Genomic DNA, 19,872 nt, shown 5'->3' on the forward strand with positions numbered 1-19,872 from the left:
ACTCCAAATTACTCGATGCTCCTCCACAAATAAAGAGAAGCATAGCTCAAATAGGGATCCCAGCTCTTCGAGAATGTCTCCATTTCCTTCAGAGTCGGTTTCGCTTCTAATTTAAATAGTTTTTTTAAGGCATTCTGGATGCCAATGTCTGCTGCTGGAAAAAGATTTGGCCGGCCAAGCCCGAACATTAAGAAGTTCTGAACAGTCCAGGGCCCGACACCACGCAATTTGATTAGTTTATCATAAATCTCTTCATCTGAAAGGTGTTTAAGCTCGTCAAAGTTTAATTTTCCCGCGGCCGTTTCTTTTGCAATGCCAATGACATATTCCGCTTTTCGTCCGCTGAACTGCAGCTCTCTTAATTCATCCACTTTCAGTTCTGCAACTTTTTCCGGAAGCGGATAAAACCACACACCATCCTTTTCGAATCCAAATGCTTTTACAAACCGTTCTGTTAATGTGTGTGCGAAAGCAAGATTAAGCTGCTGGTGAATAATGCATTTTAATATACAGCTATATGGATCAAAATCAAGAACAATTGGAGTTCCATAATGAGCATCGAAAATTGGCTGTAATTCAGTGTTTTGAAAATGCTTGTGAATCCTCTCAAGAGGCAAATTCCATTGAAAAATTTCCGATAAGCGCTCTGCTGCTATTTCTTTAAGGGGACCATCCGTTCCGGAAATTAAAAATTCCGGCTTATCAGTCGTTCCGGTTGCTTTTACATCGCCCACAACTGGATGTTGACCGAGCATCATCGGCACTTTCACAGACCTGTTCTCTATATCCACCTGGTTTAGAGGGTCATTTGATAGCCTGTCCAGTACCAGATCAAAATTATAAGGTCCTTCTACTTGTATCTTTTCCAAGAAGAATCCGTCCTTTATCATTTTCCCCGATTATAGCATTTTTTGCTGTTATTTTACTAAAATTGTTCGACTATGCAAAAATAGACCCTGAAAAGTCGGGTCTATCTCATGCAATTATTGAATTTCTGCTGTATTACCGGCCAAAATTGGGTATTTACCGGCCATTTTTGAGAAAATACCGGCCAAAGAACATAATTTACCGGCCAAGAGTACTTGGGTGTGCCCATCCGAATTTTTTATCAGCCAAACACAAATCAGTACAGCATCCGCTCCCCAATAGCCTGCTCCCATGTCAAGTCATCAAGGCTCTTAAAGGTGTACCCGCGTTTTTTTAGATCCTGAATGGCTTTCTCGAGAGCATCGGCATTGTCCTTTGAAACAGTGTGCAAAAGCAGGATACAGCCTGGATGGATCTGGCGCATAATATTGTCGTAAGAATACTGCCAGCCCTTCTGCCGGTCTGTGTTCCAGTCGACAAAGGCCAGTGACCAAAAAACGTGAGTGTAGCCTTCCTTTTTAGCCAAAGCCAAAGTACGCTCACTGAAAATGCCTCGAGGCGGCCGCAAATAAGCCATCTGCTTAACACCTGTAAGCTTTTCGTTTTCTGCACGAACCATCTCAAGCTCTTTAATAAATTTCTCATCGCTCACTCTTGTCATATCAGGGTGGTGCCAGGAGTGATTGCCTATGATATGCCCTTCAGCGGCCATCCTCTTTACAAGATCGGGTGCGCTTTTTAAATAATGTCCTGTTACAAAAAAGGCAGCAGGGACATTTTCTTTCTTCAGAACATCCAAAATTTGTCCTGTATAGCCGTTTTCGTATCCATTATCAAAGGTTAAATAAATGTCCTTTTTGCTTGTATCGCCTTTGTAATAAGAACCATGTCTTTCAAGCAGAGAGTCGAGCGGCTTTCCTGCTTCGGCCGGCACCTCATTTTTTGCTTTTTTGAATCCCCAGTGAACCGGCGAGTTGCCATAATTCGCATAAGCTGTTCCGGAGAAAAACAGGATAAAAACACTCAGGAAGATACTTATTTTTTTCATCTGAGCTCCTCCAATGATTTTTTCTTAGTGTTTGTGAATGAAATAAAATCATTCGCAGGGCTTATTGGCAATAAATGCACAAAAAAAGAGAGGCTGCTTACAGCCTCTCTCTCGTTCATTTATTAGAATACACGCTCTTTGAATTGAGCCAATTTCTCAAGCGAAGATTTATCTACATCCCTATGAAGACTGTTTCCATGGGAATCCATCGTCACAACTGCAGTAAAGCCTTCAACCTTCAGATGCCACATAGCTTCCGGAATACCGAATTCCATGAGGTCCACGCCTTCAACTGACTTGATGCAGTCAGCATAATATTGTGCTGCTCCGCCGATTGCGTTTAAGTAAACGCCGCCATGCTCCTGGAGTGCTGCCAATGTTTTCGGCCCCATCCCGCCTTTACCGATAACAGCACGGATGCCGAACTTTTTCATGATATCGCCCTGATAAGGCTCCTCACGAATACTTGTTGTCGGTCCAGCAGCTTTTACATGCCACTGGCCTTCATCATCTTTCATCATGACCGGGCCGCAGTGGTAAATAACCTGGCCAATAAGATCGACTGGTGCATCATTGTCCATCAAATGGTGGTGGATGGCGTCACGGCCCGTGTACATCATGCCGTTAATTTGTACCACATCACCAACCTTAAGATTGCGAATTTGTTCTTCAGTGATCGGCGCCTGTAATGTAACGATATTTGTTTGTTCAGCTGTTTCTGCTGCTGCCGCTGTCTCAAGTTCGGCTTCAGATGCGCCGAAGTCGATGTGTTCGCCTTCCTGGTACATCCATTCATTAATTTCGCCTGTTTCCATGCTGATTGCCATGCCAAGGCGGCGGAATGCCCAGCAATTATAGGCAACAGAAACGAAGAAGCTTGCAGGAATACGGTTCATAACACCAACTTTACAGCCTAAAAGTGTTGTTTCGCCGCCGAAGCCCATTGTTCCGATTCCTAACTCATTTGCATTCTCCATCACGTAATCCTCGAGTTTGCGGAGGTCTTCATTAGGATTTACATCATCTACAGAACGGAACAGCTGCTCTTTCGCCAGATCATAGCCTGAAGAGCGGTCTCCCCCGATGCCGACACCGATGAAACCGGCGCTGCATCCCTGTCCCTGCGCCTGGTATACAGAGTGCATGATGCATTTACGGATTCCATCAAGGTCCCGTCCAGCTCGGCCAAGGCCTTCAAGTTCGCAAGGAAGGCTATATTGGATATTTTTATTTTCACAGCCGCCGCCTTTAAGAATCAGCCGGGCGTCAATATAATCTTTTTCCCATTGTTCAAATTTAATGACAGGCGTCCCAAAGCCAAGGTTGTCCCCGCTGTTGGCGCCAGTTAAGGAATCAACAGAGTTCGGGCGAAGCTTTCCGTCCTTAGTTGCCTGTGCGATTGCGTTTTTGATCGCTTCCTTCATGACCAGCTGGTTAGCACCGACTGGCGTCTTGATTTTGAACGTCGGCAATCCGGTATCCTGGCAAATTGGCGACACATTATCATCAGCCATTTTAATATTATTCGTAATGGTATCTAAGCTCATAGCTGCTCTAGTGCCAGCATTTTCTCTTTCTTTCGCTGATTTGATTGCACGGCGCACATCACGCGGAAGATTAGTGGATGTCTCAACAATCAGCTGATACATGCTTTCCTGAAATTTGTCGATATTCATTGCTTTAGTCCCCTTCCCTTTGCTCCCTATATAGCTTATATCTATTATGAAAATTACAATTATTAATCGTCTATCATTATACTCCTATCTGACTCGTATTTAAAGACAAAGGTTGCAATCGTTTACAGGATGAAAGAGGAAATTTTCGTGAAACGAAAGAAGCAATTTCCATAAAAAAAGAGCCCTTAGGCCCTTACTTAATTAATCGCGGTTATTAAATTCACGGCACTTGGATTCGAGGTCATCGATCATTTCAATCAGACGGTCGATGTCTTCAAGTTCGGTGTCTTCCGGCTCAATAGCTTCCAGTACGTCCAGGAACATATTTAAGCGCTGTTTTAGAAAAGTAACCTGTGAATTCTTATCTTGAATCGGACTGCCCAAAACGTTCTCTCCTTTCGTCTCGATTACATCCTACATGAAAAGCGGCTTTTCGGCAAATGCACATTTGTATTTATTATGCCCCTGTATTTCACAGCTCAATATACTCATCTTTAAAAATGAAGCTGACGCCAAAGTTGGCATCAGCTTTTGATTTGCTCCTCTGTAATTCCGGCTGCCTTACCTTCACGGCTGGAGTCAGCAGCACCATATAGACGGCCTTTCTCCCGGTCGATCTGAATGGCCTGAACATTCCCGATTCGGCTTGGTTTATCTCCAAATTCAAATCCACTTGATTCCATTTCGCCTTTGGATTCCATGCTTATTCCCGGCTCCCATTCAATGAGCGGGCCTGTGGTGGCAAAGATTCTAGGCTCTTCAATGGCTTCCTTTAAATTCATCTTATGATCAATGATATTCACGATCGTCTGAAAAACCGAGCCAATAATGGTCGGCCCGCCTGGAGAACCAAGAGTTAGAACGGGCTGGTCATCCTTAAATAAGATCGTCGGGCTTTTGCAGCTGACTGGTCTTTTGTCCGGATTTGGTTCATTGATTCCGCCAGGGTTGGCATCAAAGTCTGTAAGCTCATTGTTTAATAAGAATCCGTAGCCCTTTACCATAATCCCTGACCCAAATGGATGCTCAACGGTTGATGTACATGCGGCAATATTGCCCCATTGGTCGACAACCGTGAAATGAGTTGTTTCACTTTTCTCTAAATCATCAGGCTGGCGGATAATCGGCTTTGGTTCGCCTTCTTGATATTTCCAAGGGTTGCCAAAATCAATCGCATCATTTCTTCTTTTAAAATTAATGGCTTTAACCCTTTCAGCAATATAATCATCATGAAGCAGGCCTTCAATAGGGAGATCTGAAAATTCCGGATCACCTGAATAGGCAACTTTGTCCGCAAATGCCAAACGCATGGCTTCGGTAATCAGATAATACTTTTCCCAGGACTTTGCGTCATACTGGCTTAAATCAAACTTCTCCAGCATTTTTAGTATTTGGATGACTGTTACTCCGCCTGCACTTGGAGGAGCTGACGAAGCAATCTTATAGCCTTTATACTCGCCCCATATCGGTTCATCAATGGTAAGCCGGTAATTCTTTAGGTCCTCAAGCGTCATAAAGCCGCCTTCTTCTTTTAAAGTTTCTACGATGGCTTCTGCTATCTCTCCTTCATAAAAGGAGGCTATTCCTTCTTTTTGCAGGATCCTGAATGTCCTGGCTAAATGATCTTTGACTAGCCTGTCACCTTCTTTTAGAGATTTGCCTTCCGGAAAATAAAAGGCTTTCGCTTCATCACCCAGCCTGTAATGAAAGTTTTGAAGAGCTTCCTCCATCACCCAGTTCACTTCCACACCGCTCTCAGCAGCTTTGATTGCCGGCTGGATCAGATCGGCTAATGACTTTGAACCGTGTTCCTTAATAGCTGTATCAAAAGCTTTTAAGATACCCGGAATCCCTACCGCTGTTCCATGCGTAGAGCGTTTGCGAAAATCGATTACTTCCCCATCGCCATTCAGGAACATTTCCGGATGCACGCCTTTTGGCGCCCTTGTGTGGCCATCATATATTTTTACATCTTTCTTTTTATTGTCATAAACCATTAAAAATCCGCTTCCTCCAATGCCTGTCATCATTGGCTCTACTACATTTAAAGCAAATTGGATGGCTGCTGCAGCATCTACTGCATTGCCGCCCTCCCGCAGTATTTTTTCACCTATATCCGTGGCAACTGAATGAGGGCTGACTACCATCCCTGCAGTTCCAACTGCTGTTTCTCTTTCGTAAGACTGTTTTTCCATATCCTTTGATAATGATTTCCCTCGTCTATAACCCATAAATGTAACCTCCAAAAAATGTCCTATACCTATAGTTAAGGGTTACCCCCTCCGTGTATATATAAAACAACCATCATTAGGAAGAAGAACCAATAAAAAAATCCTCCACTCATACGAGCAGAGGAAATTTTATATTATTAATTAAAGGTTATTGCTGTTCTTTTGAGTCTCAGGACTATAAGTGACTGCACTTTCCCCACGCTCTACCGGGAATGCAGTTTCTGAACTGCTCACTGAGCTTGCTGCCTGATAGTTTGATCCAGAGGAAGCTCCGCCGTTCTCAACAGGACTTTCCATTAATTCTGAACCTGCTTCCTTTACTTTTGACCCGATATCAGCCAGCTCGCTTTTCGCTTCCTTTGCTGTTGACATGGCTTCATTAGATACTTCTTTTACCATATCCATGTTTCCGAAAACATCTTCATTGACACGCTGATATAAACTTTGGGCATCTTTAATGGCTTCTTTCAGTGTATTAGAAGCACTCTTAAACTGGTTAATCATATTTTCCTTTACATCACCAGGATTTTCCCTCACTTCTGAAATGAGGTTTGCAGAAGAATCTTTAAGATCCATTGCTTTCGTTTTCACTTTCGTTCTTGTTGAGGCATCAAGCATAGCTAAGGCTCCGCCAATAATGCCGCCAATCACAATCCCTTTCATCAGCTTGCTGTTTTGTCCGTTATCATGGTCATAATTCATATCCTGTCCATAATCTGATCTCAAAGCAGTTGTTGTGTTTGCTGTATTATAAGTGTTATTCTGTTCCATGTTAAATCCTCCTCTTAAGTTAAAAAGTGTTTCTCGTTTGTTATTGAGTTAATTCCCGCAGGAGGAGAAATTAAACGTTTTTATATTATTTTTAGTCCAAACTATCGATTGACAAGGAATACGAAAGATTAAATAATGACAAAGGACTTAGATTTAAAAGGAGATACATATGAAAACACAACTTTCACCTATCACACCGGAAAATGATCCATGGGAAGCTTATTCCGATATCGATCAGCACGGAAAATTGGTGCTTTCAAATATTGAATTCACAACAACTGTATTATGTAATATGCGCTGTGAACACTGCGCTGTCGGCTATACACTTCAGCCCAGGGACCCCGATGCCCTGCCCATTGATTTGATGCTTAAGAGGCTGGATGAAATTCCTCTTTTAAGCTCACTGAGCATTACCGGCGGGGAGCCTATGCTTTCAAAAAAATCGGTTGCAAATTATGTTGCGCCGCTGCTTCGCTATGCACACGAAAGAGGGGTCAGAACTCAGATTAATTCTAATCTGACATTGGAGTTAGCCCGGTATGAAGAAATCATTCCTTATTTGGACGTCCTTCATATTTCTCATAATTGGGGAACTGAGAAGGATTTTATCGAGGGCGGCTTTGCGATGATGGAGCGAAAGCCGACAATCGAGCAGCGTCAGCGGCTTTTTAACAGGATGATTGAAAACAGCAGGGAGCTCGTGAAAGCGGGGGTGATGGTTTCTGCTGAAACAATGCTCAACAAACGGACATTGCCTTATCTGGAAAAAATCCATAAACAGATTACAGAAGAAATGCACTGTCAGCGTCATGAGGTCCATCCGATGTATCCATCAGACTTCGCCTCGTCATTAGAAACTTTAACTCTTGAAGAAATGAGATCAGCCATCCATCATCTGCTGGATATCCGGGATGAGAATACATGGATGCTGTTTGGCACCCTTCCCTTTTATGCCTGCAGCAGCAATAAAGAAGACCTGGAGCTTTTAAGAAGACTGCATTCATCAAATAATGTAACCGTCCGGAATGACCCTGACGGAAGATCACGGCTGAATATAAATATTTTCACCGGCGATGTCATTGTCACTGACTTTGGCGATACACCGCCTCTTGGAAATATCCAAACTGATCAGCTTGAGGATATTTATCAAAAGTGGAGCAGAACTGAACTCGCTGATTCTCTGAACTGTCATTGTGCGGGGGTTAGATGCCTAGGCCCTAACGTTCTTGTAAAGAACAGCTACTATAAAGATACAGATTTTAAAACAAGACGCTCGAATATATAATAGATTAAGCCAGCCTAAATGTAAGGCTGGCTTTTTTATTATCTAGGCCTTTCGGAAACAACAAACCCAAACGTCACATGATCCTGAATCGGAATCCAGGCACCTATTCCCTGTGAAGTGACATTTTTAATGACAATCATTTTCTTGCTGCCTTTTAGCATTAAATACACTTCTCCATACGTTACTTTCCCCTTTTCGTTGATTGCAGGAGCATAGCCGTATAGATACCCCAATCTTTTGGGCGGAATATTATAGATATGATCTTTTTTGGTGCCTGCGCCAACAATCGTTTCAAAAGCAAGAGGCAGACCGGATTTCTCCATAGCTTTGAGAAGCATCATCTTTTTTACATCCTCGGCATTGGGAACCTTGGCAGTCAGACCTCCACGGACAACCTTTTGGGCTTCCTGCACATAATGAATCTGGTAAAGAGCCTTGCCGCCGCGGTTGTCGAAATAATTCGTGTTAATCCTCTGATATTCCCAATTAGGGGAGGTTTCAGCAGACTCATAATTAAGCGGCCACTGACCGAGATATACGATGGCTCTGTATCCGAGTGCGAACGGAGTGCTGCTCACAGAAGTTTCATTCAGCATCCGAATGAGATCCGGATTTTCGATTTTAACCTTGGATGAATCAATGAGCTGCTGGGTTAATTCACTCGGCTGGAGTGTCGGCATATCCTGCGCCGGATTCGGATACGTATTTTCCTTAGTAACATTCAGCACCGAATTAGGGACAGCAATAGCCTTCGGCGGCTGTTTTGCCGGTTTCTCAGTCCCTTTCTGCGCTTCTGCGGCCGGATGGAATGACAGCATTAATATAAGACCTAAAAAAAGAATGCTTACGTATTTTTTCATGGTGTCTTTCTCCTTTCAAGTCACAATCTTTTTAGGTTGATAATAGTTTTTTCGGAGAAAGTGGATATTATCCCTCCCGTGAAAAATAAGGGAGCGATTTAAGGAAGAATCAATAGCAAAAATATTTCATTTGTAATGATTTTGTAAAAATCTGAATATTTACAAATATCTAATAATGTTTTATAATAGGCTTACTAAACAAAAGGAGGGCAGTGGAAATCAACCCCACTACTATGTAAAAGGAGGAGAATCGTTTTTTTGTTAAGTCATCTGCAAGTCAGGTTAATGGTCAAAAATCAGCGTAAAGGTTGGTGATCAATGACGAAAGCGAACAGAACCATTCTCTGAAAAACATAATCCTTTAAAAAAGTACTTAAATGCCAATATAAATAACCGGCCCTGAGATTTATTCAGAGCCGGTTTTCTGTTTGGTCATAACTATAAAAGATAAAATCCGATTCCCATTATAACGTAAGCTGCCAGCAGAGTGGCGCCTTCAAACCAGTTGGTTTCTCCATCATTGCCAATGACAATCATCAGCAGCACCGCTGTCACCATGGCAATTAACTCAGGCATTGTAAAGACAAGGGGCATTGCAGCCGGGAACATTAATGAAAGCAGTACAAGGATCGGTGCTACGAACATTGCAATCTGCAGCGTGGAACCAACAGCAATTTCAACAGCTATATCCATTTTATTTTTATAAGCCATAATGATGGCTGAAGCATGCTCAGCTGCATTTCCCACGATTGCCACAATAACTACCCCAATAAACAGTTCTGTCCAGCCAAACGCTTCTCCAACTTCTTCAAAGGTGTGAACCAGATTCTCTGACACATAAGCAACGGCAATGGTCGAAATGGCAAGTACAGCAATGGCTTTTCCTTTGCTCCACTCCGGAGTTTCCTCCTCATGAGAGCCTCCGTCTTCCCCGTTAGACTGATAGACGCCCCGATGAGTGACCAGTTTGAAGAACAAGGCCGCTAAATAAAGAGCTATTAAAATGACAGAGATGCCTATGCTGAAAGTAATCGTTTCAGCTTCATCCATTGTCATTGAAAAAACTTCAGGAATCACAAAAGCCACAATGACGGCAAACATCAGAAGTCCTGAGTTATGACGGGCATCATAGACATTAAAGGACTGGGTCTTGTATTTAACTCCGCCAACGAAAAATGAAAGTCCTGCAACTAACAGTAAATTCCCCAATACGGATCCTGTCAGTGATGCAAGAACAACACCAACCAGGCCGGCCTTTAAAGCAAAAATCGAAATGATCAGTTCAACCGCATTTCCAAAGGTGGCATTCAGCAACCCTCCAATTCGGGGGCCGGCTACTATGGCAAGGCTTTCTGTCGCCCTTCCCATATAGCTGGCTAATGCGATAATGGTGATGCAATAGATCACAAACAGCAAAATATTGGACCAATGCATCAATGTTCCGATTACAGACACCGGCACACCTACAAACGCCAATATCATGAAAACTTTATTTGTCATATCTTCTTCTCCTTACGTTTTTAATATTTTTTAGTATTGCCTTCTCATTCCTGCCTATGTGATTATATGCAGTGAGTTTATGTAAAACGTTCTTTCTCTTTAGCCGATTTCAAAAAAATTCAAACTTGAAGCAGGATTTAGGCATTTTTAAATAACAGGGAACCCCATTCCAGAACTCTGGTTTAGTAAAATCATTGTAATTCCTAAGGTATATGGTAATGATTGGGACTGAATGAACAGAAATTTAGCTTTTGCTGTCCGAACTCGGGACGACTTCGGACACAATCCGCGGTTTTTCTTCTTTTCCTGTCCGAACACGGGGCAACTTTAGACACAAACCACGGTTTTTCTTCTTCTCCTGTCCGAACACGGGGCGACTTCGGACAGAATTCATGCTTTTCCCTCTTTTTCTGTCCGAACATAGGGAGACTTCGGACACAGTCAACGGTTTTTCCTCTTCTCTTGTCCGAACTCAGGGCGACTTTAGACACAAACCACGGTATTTCCTCTTCTCCTGTCCGAACTCGGGACGACTTCGGACACAATCCGCGGTTTTTCTTCTTTTCCCGTCCGAACACGGGGCAACTTTAGACACAAACCACGGTTTTTCTTCTTCTCCTGTCCGAACACGGGGAGACTTCGGACAGAATTCATGCTTTTCCCTCTTCTTGTGTCCGAACATAGGGAGACTTCGGACACAGTCAACGGTTTTTCCTCTTCTCTTGTCCGAATTCAGGGCGACTTTAGACACAAACCACGACTTTTACTGTCCGAACTTAAAGCTAATATAGACTTGAAGACAACAAAATACCCCAATCACCAGGCGATGGGGCAACAATGATAAAAGTTTTTTACACAAATAACTGCGGCTGCTAAGACAGCATCGTTCCAGGTTAGTTTATAGCGTTTTTTGCTAAAGCTTGAATCGTTATATCATCCATTGGCGGATTATGCAGTCCGGCACGCACATCCCTGTAATAGCGCTGCAGAGGATTCTTTGCTGATAAACTGCGAGCACCTGCAACCCGCATAGCCAAATCGACTACTATAATGGCAGCGTTTGTCACAGCCAGCTTAACTGCTCCCAATTCAGGCTGCATCCTGCTTCTGGTTTCATCGTTTGCTTCATCCCATTTCTTTGCAACGGAATAGAGAAAATGGCGTGCTCTCATGAGTTCAAGCTCCATCTCGCCAATTTTTTGCTGAACATTGGGCAAATCAATGATGGCACCGCTAATGCTGTTCGGGGAATAATTTTTAGCAAATGTAATGGCATAATCTTGAGCAGCCTGTGCAATGCCTAAATAACAGGCCGGTATATGGAGAAGCCAGCCGGCTGCTCCTTTTTTGCCAGGCTGAAACAGCTCAACAAGCGCTTCCTCCTTCACCCTTACATTTTTTAAAAGAAGGTCATGGCTTCCCGTTCCCCTCATGGCAATGCTGTCCCATGTTTCCTCTATCTCCAAGCCTTCGGAACTTCTCGGAATTAAGAAATTTCCTATTTCTCCGCTTTCTTCAATCGTGGCGCTCACATTGAAGTAATCAAGCACAGGGGCCATAGTCGTAAAGCTCTTCCGGCCATTAATGATCCAGAAACCTTCTTCTTTTCTGGCAGTGGTAACCGGCTTTCCTCCCCTTGTCGGGCTGCCCGTCTGCGGTTCTGTTGCACAGTTATTCATTAATGCTCCCTTTTTCACTTCTTCACATAAATCCTTAAATACGGATTCTTCCCAGTTATTTTTCTCGCCAAGGCTTTTGATAATGCCCATATGCCAGCCAATGGATAAGGCTGTGGATCCATCTCCTTCAGCAATCTTTTCCTGGAGGCATAGAAATTCAGAAAGGGAGATTTTCTTTCCTCCGTATCGTTTGGGGACTGTTAATGATGTATAGCCTGATTCTTTGAGTTCTTTTATATTTTCAAAGGGGAAAAGACCCTCTTCATCATTTTTTCCAGCTCTTGATAAAAACGTTTCCGAGAGTTTTTCCATGAGCTGGATTCTTTCTTCAGCTGTATGTAAGTCTTGGAATTTCATTGTGGGGCACCTCACTTCTATTTTTAAATCTTATTATTTTTATAGGAATTATTATACTATTTTTCATATACCCTTCACAAAGATACTGATGAAAAGCTTGCATTATAAAAACAAGGAAGAGGCATCCTCTTCCTTGTTTGCGTTTTAAATAAGTTCAAATGTCTCTTCTATTTCGATGCTTCCTTCCACTGAGCGCACCATTGAACAATTTTTTCTAGTCAATTCCATTGCTTTGTGAAGTTTGGCCTCATTTAAGTCCGTTCCTTTTATGATGAAATGAATATGTACCTTCTCCACACGGTCAGCGGCTTCAGGATTTCTTTCCACACTGGTTTTTATTTCGATGTCTTCAAATTCCATGCGCATTTTTTTCATGATTTTTCTCAAAACACCCCCGCTGCACACAGCCAGCGAAGCGACAAGCAGCTGGTACGGTCTGAAGCCATACTCTTCATCCCCGGCAACATCCAGGCGTCCAAATGGCAAATCGGTATAGAAGCCTGCTTCTTCCTTCATTTTAAATTCCATGGTATTCGCCCCTTTTTTTATCTTCATTTATTAGAGATTACACTATTTTATCTACAAACAAAAATATTATGACCAGCAACTTTCTCTTGCCAAGATTCCCTATTCCCGATACCATCATTTAGGAGACATTTATATTTCACGTCAGAAAATGAGGTTTTTTTATGAATAAAGAAACAATGCGTTTTTGGATTCTCATCAGCATTGTTGCCATCTCAGGTTTTAGCCAGGGAATGCTCCTTCCTTTAATTGCGATTATTTTTGAAAATGACGGCATTTCCTCCAGTTTGAATGGTTTGAATGCAACAGGTTTATACATTGGAATCCTGCTCATCTCTCCTTTTATGGAATATCCATTGCGAAAATACGGCTATAAACCGGTTATTATCCTTGGAGGTTTATTAGTGGTGGTATCTCTCATCCTGTTTCCTCTCTGGAAATCCTTTTGGTTTTGGTTCATTCTCCGGCTGTTAATTGGAATTGGCGACCATGCCCTGCATTTCGGAACCCAAACATGGATCACATCCTTTTCACCTGAAAACAAACGCGGCCGGAATATCTCATTATATGGACTTTTCTTCGGTGTAGGATTTGCAGTAGGGCCATTAATGGCACCGCTTGTAAAAATTAATGAAACCGTGCCATTTATCATTTCTTCCATACTTTGTCTGATTGCCTGGCTGTTCTTATTTACTTTGAAAAATGACTTCCCTGAACAGTCCATTGAAATCAACTCATTCAGGGAGACAATGAAGCGTTTTTCAAAAGCCACAAAATATGGATGGGTTGCCTTCTTGCCTGCGCTGGGCTATGGATTTCTTGAAGCCTCCTTGAACGGCAGCTTCCCTATCTACGGCCTGCGCATCGGGCTGGAAGTTTCAAGTGTTTCCCTGCTGCTGACTTCATTTGCAATCGGCGGAATCATATTTCAGCTTCCATTAGGGATCATGAGTGATAAATTCGGAAGACGCAATGTGTTAATGAGTATTCTTTTTATCGGGTTTATCAGCTTCGTCGCCGCAAGTATGCTCGAAGAACTGGTTTTTGCTCTGACAGTTTGCTTATTCATTGCCGGCATGGCCGTCGGATCAACCTTTTCACTTGGCATCACCTATATGGCAGACTTAATGCCAAAAAACCTGCTCCCAACCGGCAACCTGCTATGCGGTGTAGCATTTAGCATCGGCAGCCTGATTGGCCCCTATTTCGGCGGCCTTTTCATTGAATTATTCAAATCCATAAGCTTCTTCAATATTATCAGTGTCATGCTTTTGATTATTTTTGGCGCAGTCACATTGTTTGGGAGTAAACAGGAGGTATTGGAGAAAAGCCAGTCGTTTTAATTTTCATGTAACTGTTTAACTTTTCTTTTCATAGGCTATATAGTAAAATAAGTGTAATAGAATACAATATTTGCATAATGCTAGCTGCATTACCTGATATGACTGGATTTTAACGCTGTCACCTAACTGGTGGCAGCTTTCGTCGTTTTTTAGGGGTATTGAATGTGATTATTCTTCTCAATAAGACAACTGACAAAACTTTAAATTCATTTTTAGGAGGACAAACGATGAGTATGGAGGCAAAGGCTCTGCTTAAAAGCAGCAATGTATCTGAAGAAAACCTTTTAGAAAAAATCAAACCACATGCTGAACTGATTGCCGCACTCTTAAGCGGTGTATTGATTATGGCAGGCTGGCTATTAGACCGAAGCCAAATGGAAGCTGCATCAATTGCCGCTTACCTGCTGGCTTTTATTATCGGCGGCTTTGCGAAAGCAAAAGAAGGCATCGAAGAGACCATTGAGAATAAAGAACTGAATGTTGAAATGCTGATGATATTTGCTGCGATCGGATCAGCCATTATCGGCTATTGGACAGAAGGCGCAATCCTGATATTTATCTTCGCGGTCAGCGGCGCATTAGAAACATACACCATGAACAAAAGCCATAAAGAAATCTCTTCCCTTATGGAACTGCAGCCAGAAGAAGCACTGAGGATCATAGACGGGTCTGAGGAACGTGTGCATGTGTCTGAACTGGAGATCGGGGATTTAATCCTGGTGAAACCAGGTGAGCGGGTTCCATCGGATGGAATGATCGTAAAAGGCCATTCATCATTGGATGAGGCAGCCATCACGGGTGAATCACTGCCAGTTTCCAAAGGGGCAGATGACCAGGTATTTGCCGGTACTGTGAATTTAAACGGATCGATTACAGTTGAAATAACAAAACCAAATAACGAAACCCTTTTTCAAAAAATCATTGAGCTTGTTCAATCAGCCCAAAGTGAGAAATCTCCTTCACAGCTTTTCATTGAAAAGTTTGAAGGAACCTATGTCAAAGTGGTATTGGCTGTTGTCGTTTTAATGATGTTTGCTCCTCATTTTCTTTTGGGATGGAGCTGGACAGAAACCTTTTACCGGGCAATGATTCTGCTTGTCGTCGCTTCACCTTGTGCCCTGGTTGCATCGATCATGCCCGCGACTTTATCAGCCATTTCAAATGGTGCGAAACACGGAATTCTGTTTAAAGGCGGCGTGCACCTCGAAAACTTAAGCCATCTTAAAGCAATCGCCTTTGATAAAACCGGCACACTGACAAAAGGAAAACCGGAAGTAACCGATGTAGTAGTCAAGGATGGTCTTTCCAGGGAAGATCTGCTTCTAAAGGTAGCTTCCATTGAGAGTCATTCAAACCACCCGCTTGCAAATGCCATAGTCAAATATGCCAAAGAAACACTATCAGAATCCCTTATTCGTCCGGAAAGCATTGAAGATGTTACCGGATTTGGAGTCAAAGCCAAAGTTGATCAAGATGAATGGAAAATCGGCAAAGCCTCTTTTGTCGGTAAAACAGAGGCCAAGGCATTCGCAGAAGCTGCTGCCGATCGCATGGCAAGTGAAGGAAAAACTGTTGTCTTTGTACAGAAAAATGAAGAAGTAATTGGCCTTATTTCCTTGAAGGATGTTGTCCGTAAAGAAACCAAACAGGCAATTGACCTTTTGAAGCAGCAAGGAATTTACACCATCATGCTTACTGGAGACAGCCAGACAACGGCAGCCGCAATTGCCAGCGAAAGCCATGTTAATGAGCATATAGCTGAATGCCTGCCTGAAAACAAGGTGGAGCATTTAAAAAAGCTGAAGGAAACATACAGCAATGTCGCCATGGTCGGTGACGGAATAAACGATGCCCCTGCCCTTGCAACTGCGAACGTGGGAATCGCCATGGGCGAAGGAACGGATGTAGCGCTTGAAACAGCTGATGTTGTCTTAATGAAAAATGACCTGCCGAAAATTGCAGAAGCCATTGAACTTTCAAACCGCATGAATCGCATTATCAAACAAAATGTCATCTTCTCTATAACGGTCATTATGTTTCTAATTGCATCCAACTTCCTGCAGATACTTGACCTTCCTTATGGGGTAATCGGCCATGAAGGGTCCACCATCTTAGTTATCTTAAACAGCCTGAGGTTATTGAGATCATAAGGAAAGCCTGGGAACTCAGTTTCCCAGGCTTTTATTTGTCTGGCTCTAGCGCCTACCCCCTCGAGGTCACAAACCAATCCTCCCACAAAGGCAAAGGACGCCTTTCTGTGAGGCTCGTCTTGTGCTTGGGGCCCCCAGGATGGGGGTCATGCAGACGTTGCCACAGGACGTGGCGTTCTTAGTCTGCGTTCCTATATGGGCAAGGCGCTTCCGCCTTTGTTTTTAATGGTAGCCGTTCTGCCCGTTAGCAGATCCGGATGTTTTTTGTTTAGGTTTATTTTTGCCTTTTTGCTTTGTGCCGCCGTCTTTTTTCGTGTGTTTTGTCATATCGATTCCCTCCTAAAGATTCATTTTCCCCCATTACTATTGTGTTACGGAGAGAGCCTTTTTAAGAAGGAAACTTTTTCATCAGCAATCCTCTTTATTGATCTTAGAATTGATGGCATTGATTTCCCCGCCAATAATGATGATGATGCCCGATATGTAAAACCAGATCATAAGCACGATAATGGCCCCAATGCTCCCATATGTCGCGGAAAAATTGCCGAAGCTGCTGACATAGTATGAAAAGGCAAGGGATGACAGCACCCAGCCAACTGTTGCAAAAATGGCACCAGGCACAGCGCTTATACATGTTAACTTTTTATTGGGGGCAATCCAGTATAACCCTGTAAACACCACAAAAAGGATGAATGGACTCACTAACCAGCGGACCATATTCCATATCGCCAAAAATTGGCCTGACAAACCAAATTCCGAAGATATAAACAAACCAATCTGTCTTCCGAAAACAGGAAGCAGCAACGCCAGCACAAACACAAAAATCATCGCAAATGTCATTAATATCGCCATCCCGCGTGCAATAATAAAATGACGGGTTTCCTTTACGTCATACGCCTTATTAAAAGCCTTCACCACAGCGTTGATTCCATTTGAAGCTGACCAGAGCGTTGCGATGATCCCAAAGGAAAGCAGCTTTCCATTTCTTTGCGTAATTTCATAGATATTGGTTTCAATAAGCTTCATGGTCTCTCCTGGTGCAAAATCACGGACAACATTTAAGATATCCTGCTGTGTGATCGGCAAATAAGGAACGAGTGTGACCAGGAAAATCAGCAGCGGAAAAAGAGAGAGAAGAAAGAAATACGCCAATTGGGCAGCAAGTCCAAACACATCATCTTCTTCTACTCTCTTCCATAAGTTTGGAATCAGAGCCGAAAAAGTTCGTCCCATTCCAACACCTCACTTGTTTTTAATGCGGAATCTGAACTGAATCGTCAGAAGATTTTTCCGGCAGTTCACTTGATCCCTTCTGCTTAATATCTGAAAATGCCTGCTTTGTATTCTGGACAATCTGTGTTACTTCCGGTGCCATTTCTCTTATTTCTTCAACGGTCCCAGTAATAAAAGCGACGTCTTCACTAACCTGGTCAATAGCTGTTTTGACCTTATTGGAAACATCTTTCACCTGATTCACTGCTTCACTTGGGTGTTTTATGTAATAGCCGACATTGCTGGACGTTTTCCGGCAATTATTAAAAACGGTTTCCCTTGTGGATTTGTCAAGAAGGCTTAGCGCACCGCCTGCAAGTGCTCCATATAGTACACCTTTCCAAAACAATGATTTCCCCATATTTTATTCTCCTTTAACAAAATTATTATATGAAAATTTGATTCAATTTTTCCCTATTTTCCGATTGACGAAACCTGACTAGTCCTTTTCTTGTCTTATCTTTTGTAATTTGTACAAACATCTCCTTTATTTTCTACTAAATTCTATGGTACATGCAAGTCTAATTCATGTTGACAATTTGTTGATATCGTGGAAAGATGAAAAGAATACGAAGACTCGTGAATACATAAGATGAGAGGATGTCGGGAATGAACAATTTATCGGAGAAATCGGTTGAGAATGTGGAGTTTATGATTGAGGGTATTAAAGAGAAGCTGAAGGTATTAAACCTAGGTGCTATTAAGCCTTCCCACTTTGATGAGGAAATGTATGAGGAATTGAAGGATATTTATGATCTTGTTATGAAGAAGAATTCTTTTAGTCCGAATGAAATGCAGGCGCTTGTTGAAGAGCTGGGGAATTTGAGGAAGAATAAATAATTATTGGAGCAGCCTATTGATGGCTGCTTTTTTGTTAGATCATAAAAACCCCCTGCCAAGTCAGGCAGAGGGCTGTCCATTTATTCTCCCAACAATTTAAGCGATTCACGTGTAAATGCCGGTATATCTTCTGGCTGGCGGCTTGTGACTAACTGGTTTTGGCAGACAACGACTTCTGAGTCCTGGAATTTGGCGCCTGCGTATTCCATGTCCACTTGGATGGATTTGTAGCCCGTTGCGTCGCGGCCTTCCAGTGTTTTAGCTGTCAGCAATAGCTGTGGTCCGTGGCAGATAGCGAATACTGGTTTCTTTTCGTCCATGAAGGATTTTGTAAATTGAACAAATCGGTCATCGGCACGAAGCTGGTCCGGTGAGAAGCCGCCTGGCAGGAATAGTGCATCAAAGTCCTGCGGATTCACGTTATCAATGCTTTGATCTATTTGAACAGTGGCTTCACCTTGTTTTCCTTTAACGGATTTGCCTTGTTCCTTTTCAATTGTCACAACTTCATGTCCTGCTTCTTTGAATGCTTGAGCAGGTTCCGTGTATTCACTATCTTCGAACATCTCGGTAATTAAGCATGCGATTTTTTTACTCATTTATAACATCTCCTTTGAAAAATCTTCACATAAGGAGATTTCCCTGAATGGACAATCTTAAACGTAAAAAGGCATATTCACCTTTAAAATACCTGACTGTCCATTCTTCTGGCAAAATCAACAAACCTGAATTTGTCGGGTCTGTGCCTTGATTCCGTGTATTGAAAAAGGGTGGCATCGTCAAAGTAGATATAGTTTTTCACCACAACAATAGCATGGAATCCTTCCATATCAAGGAGCTTTCGGTCTTCAGCAGTTGGTTCTTCCACAGTAAATTCCTTTTTGGCAAAGCTGATTTTTTTTCCGAGTTCGTCCTCAATGTAGGCAAAAATAGAGCTCTGGCATATTTCTCTGGTTAAGCCCGGAACAAATTTCTCAATTAAAAAATCCTTGTCCAGAATAATCCGCTCATCTTCAATTTTCCGGACACGATACACTTTCCATATCTTTTCACTTTTATCAATATGGAGATGCTTCATCTTTTCTGCGTCAGGCTGGATAAGTGAAAATTCGTCCACAATCGTTTCAGCACGCTGACCCATTTTCCCGGCCAGCTCTTTAAAGCTGACCAGACCCGATATGGGGAACTGCAGCTTTTTTAAATCAAGGACCATCGAGCCTTTTCCGCGGATCTTTTGGATAAAACCGTTTTGTGCAAGCAAATTCAAAGCTTTGCGGATGGTTTCCCTTGAAGTGGAATACATCTCTGTTAATTCATTCTCAGATGGCAGAATGGATCGGGCTGGATACTTGCCTTCTTGTATTTGCTGGGCAATCTCTTCATAAATCACTAAGTATTTATTATTTCTCATTTTCAATCACCATTTCAGTCTTGTTTTCCCCATTCTACCATTTATCTGAGTAGCTTT

At 42.6% G+C, this 19,872-nt stretch carries 18 protein-coding genes; 4 read left to right on the plus strand and 14 right to left on the minus strand.

Annotated elements, in window-relative coordinates; translation table 11 throughout:
- Window positions 1–8: 8 nt before the first annotated feature.
- The 6 genes from QUF73_11975 to QUF73_12000 all read right to left on the minus strand — a co-directional run bounded on the left by QUF73_11975 (window position 9) and on the right by QUF73_12000 (window position 6,593).
- Window positions 9–890, minus strand: coding sequence for a DNA-3-methyladenine glycosylase (locus QUF73_11975; GenBank protein ID MDM5226924.1), 882 nt, complete (start codon window positions 888–890; stop codon window positions 9–11).
- A gap of 233 nt (window positions 891–1,123) precedes the next feature.
- Window positions 1,124–1,915, minus strand: coding sequence for a delta-lactam-biosynthetic de-N-acetylase (gene pdaA / locus QUF73_11980; protein ID MDM5226925.1), 792 nt, complete (start codon window positions 1,913–1,915; stop codon window positions 1,124–1,126).
- Between the two features lie 122 nt (window positions 1,916–2,037).
- On the minus strand, window positions 2,038–3,591 hold the full coding sequence (locus tag QUF73_11985; protein ID MDM5226926.1) for a fumarate hydratase: 1,554 nt from the start codon (window positions 3,589–3,591) through the stop codon (window positions 2,038–2,040).
- 201 nt (window positions 3,592–3,792) lie between these two features.
- Complete coding sequence (locus QUF73_11990; GenBank protein MDM5226927.1) at window positions 3,793–3,975, minus strand: SE1561 family protein; 183 nt, start codon at window positions 3,973–3,975, stop codon at window positions 3,793–3,795.
- 140 nt (window positions 3,976–4,115) lie between these two features.
- Window positions 4,116–5,822 carry a gamma-glutamyltransferase gene (gene ggt / locus QUF73_11995; GenBank protein MDM5226928.1) on the minus strand — a complete coding sequence of 569 codons (1,707 nt, stop codon included), beginning with the start codon at window positions 5,820–5,822 and terminating at the stop codon, window positions 4,116–4,118.
- Between the two features lie 141 nt (window positions 5,823–5,963).
- Window positions 5,964–6,593 (minus strand): hypothetical protein, encoded by a 630-nt coding sequence (locus QUF73_12000; GenBank protein MDM5226929.1) that lies wholly within the window; start codon window positions 6,591–6,593, stop codon window positions 5,964–5,966.
- 163 nt (window positions 6,594–6,756) lie between these two features.
- On the opposite strand from QUF73_12000, the gene yfkAB reads away from it, so the two are divergent.
- Window positions 6,757–7,878 (plus strand): radical SAM/CxCxxxxC motif protein YfkAB, encoded by a 1,122-nt coding sequence (yfkAB, locus tag QUF73_12005; GenBank protein ID MDM5226930.1) that lies wholly within the window; start codon window positions 6,757–6,759, stop codon window positions 7,876–7,878.
- Window positions 7,879–7,916: 38 nt separating this feature from the next.
- Here yfkAB and QUF73_12010 read toward each other — a convergent pair whose 3' ends face one another.
- From QUF73_12010 to QUF73_12025, 4 genes are all read right to left on the minus strand, one after another.
- A complete protein-coding gene (locus QUF73_12010) occupies window positions 7,917–8,738 on the minus strand; it encodes a YfkD family protein (GenBank protein ID MDM5226931.1) in 822 nt (273 codons plus the stop codon).
- A gap of 438 nt (window positions 8,739–9,176) precedes the next feature.
- A complete protein-coding gene (gene cax, locus QUF73_12015) occupies window positions 9,177–10,238 on the minus strand; it encodes a calcium/proton exchanger (GenBank protein ID MDM5226932.1) in 1,062 nt (353 codons plus the stop codon).
- Window positions 10,239–11,131: 893 nt separating this feature from the next.
- The gene (locus QUF73_12020; protein ID MDM5226933.1) at window positions 11,132–12,274 is read right to left on the minus strand and encodes an acyl-CoA dehydrogenase family protein; all 1,143 of its coding nucleotides are present in this window, start codon (window positions 12,272–12,274) and stop codon (window positions 11,132–11,134) included.
- A gap of 144 nt (window positions 12,275–12,418) precedes the next feature.
- Window positions 12,419–12,802 (minus strand): OsmC family protein, encoded by a 384-nt coding sequence (locus QUF73_12025; GenBank protein ID MDM5226934.1) that lies wholly within the window; start codon window positions 12,800–12,802, stop codon window positions 12,419–12,421.
- A 161-nt stretch (window positions 12,803–12,963) separates the two neighbouring features.
- Here QUF73_12025 and QUF73_12030 point away from each other — a divergent pair, with 161 nt between their 5' ends.
- Entirely contained in the window at window positions 12,964–14,142 is a 1,179-nt protein-coding gene (locus tag QUF73_12030) for an MFS transporter (GenBank protein MDM5226935.1), read from the plus strand.
- 227 nt (window positions 14,143–14,369) lie between these two features.
- Window positions 14,370–16,292 carry a heavy metal translocating P-type ATPase gene (locus QUF73_12035; GenBank protein MDM5226936.1) on the plus strand — a complete coding sequence of 641 codons (1,923 nt, stop codon included), beginning with the start codon at window positions 14,370–14,372 and terminating at the stop codon, window positions 16,290–16,292.
- Between the two features lie 408 nt (window positions 16,293–16,700).
- Here QUF73_12035 and QUF73_12040 read toward each other — a convergent pair whose 3' ends face one another.
- Window positions 16,701–17,525 carry a YihY/virulence factor BrkB family protein gene (locus QUF73_12040; GenBank protein ID MDM5226937.1) on the minus strand — a complete coding sequence of 275 codons (825 nt, stop codon included), beginning with the start codon at window positions 17,523–17,525 and terminating at the stop codon, window positions 16,701–16,703.
- 19 nt (window positions 17,526–17,544) lie between these two features.
- Window positions 17,545–17,925: a YtxH domain-containing protein gene (locus QUF73_12045; GenBank protein ID MDM5226938.1), complete on the minus strand. Its 381-nt coding sequence runs from the start codon at window positions 17,923–17,925 to the stop codon at window positions 17,545–17,547.
- A 248-nt stretch (window positions 17,926–18,173) separates the two neighbouring features.
- On the opposite strand from QUF73_12045, the gene QUF73_12050 reads away from it, so the two are divergent.
- A complete protein-coding gene (locus QUF73_12050; protein ID MDM5226939.1) occupies window positions 18,174–18,404 on the plus strand; it encodes a DUF1128 domain-containing protein in 231 nt (76 codons plus the stop codon).
- Between the two features lie 80 nt (window positions 18,405–18,484).
- On the opposite strand, the gene QUF73_12055 is transcribed toward QUF73_12050, so the two are convergent.
- Both QUF73_12055 and treR read right to left on the minus strand, forming a co-directional pair.
- A complete protein-coding gene (locus QUF73_12055) occupies window positions 18,485–19,003 on the minus strand; it encodes a type 1 glutamine amidotransferase domain-containing protein (protein MDM5226940.1) in 519 nt (172 codons plus the stop codon).
- 83 nt (window positions 19,004–19,086) lie between these two features.
- Window positions 19,087–19,815, minus strand: a complete 729-nt coding sequence (treR, locus tag QUF73_12060; GenBank protein MDM5226941.1) for a trehalose operon repressor — start codon at window positions 19,813–19,815, stop codon at window positions 19,087–19,089.
- Between the last annotated feature and the right edge of the window lie 57 nt (window positions 19,816–19,872).

It is taken from the genome of Cytobacillus sp. NJ13, assembly GCA_030348385.1.
Classification (GTDB): domain Bacteria; phylum Bacillota; class Bacilli; order Bacillales; family Cytobacillaceae; genus Cytobacillus.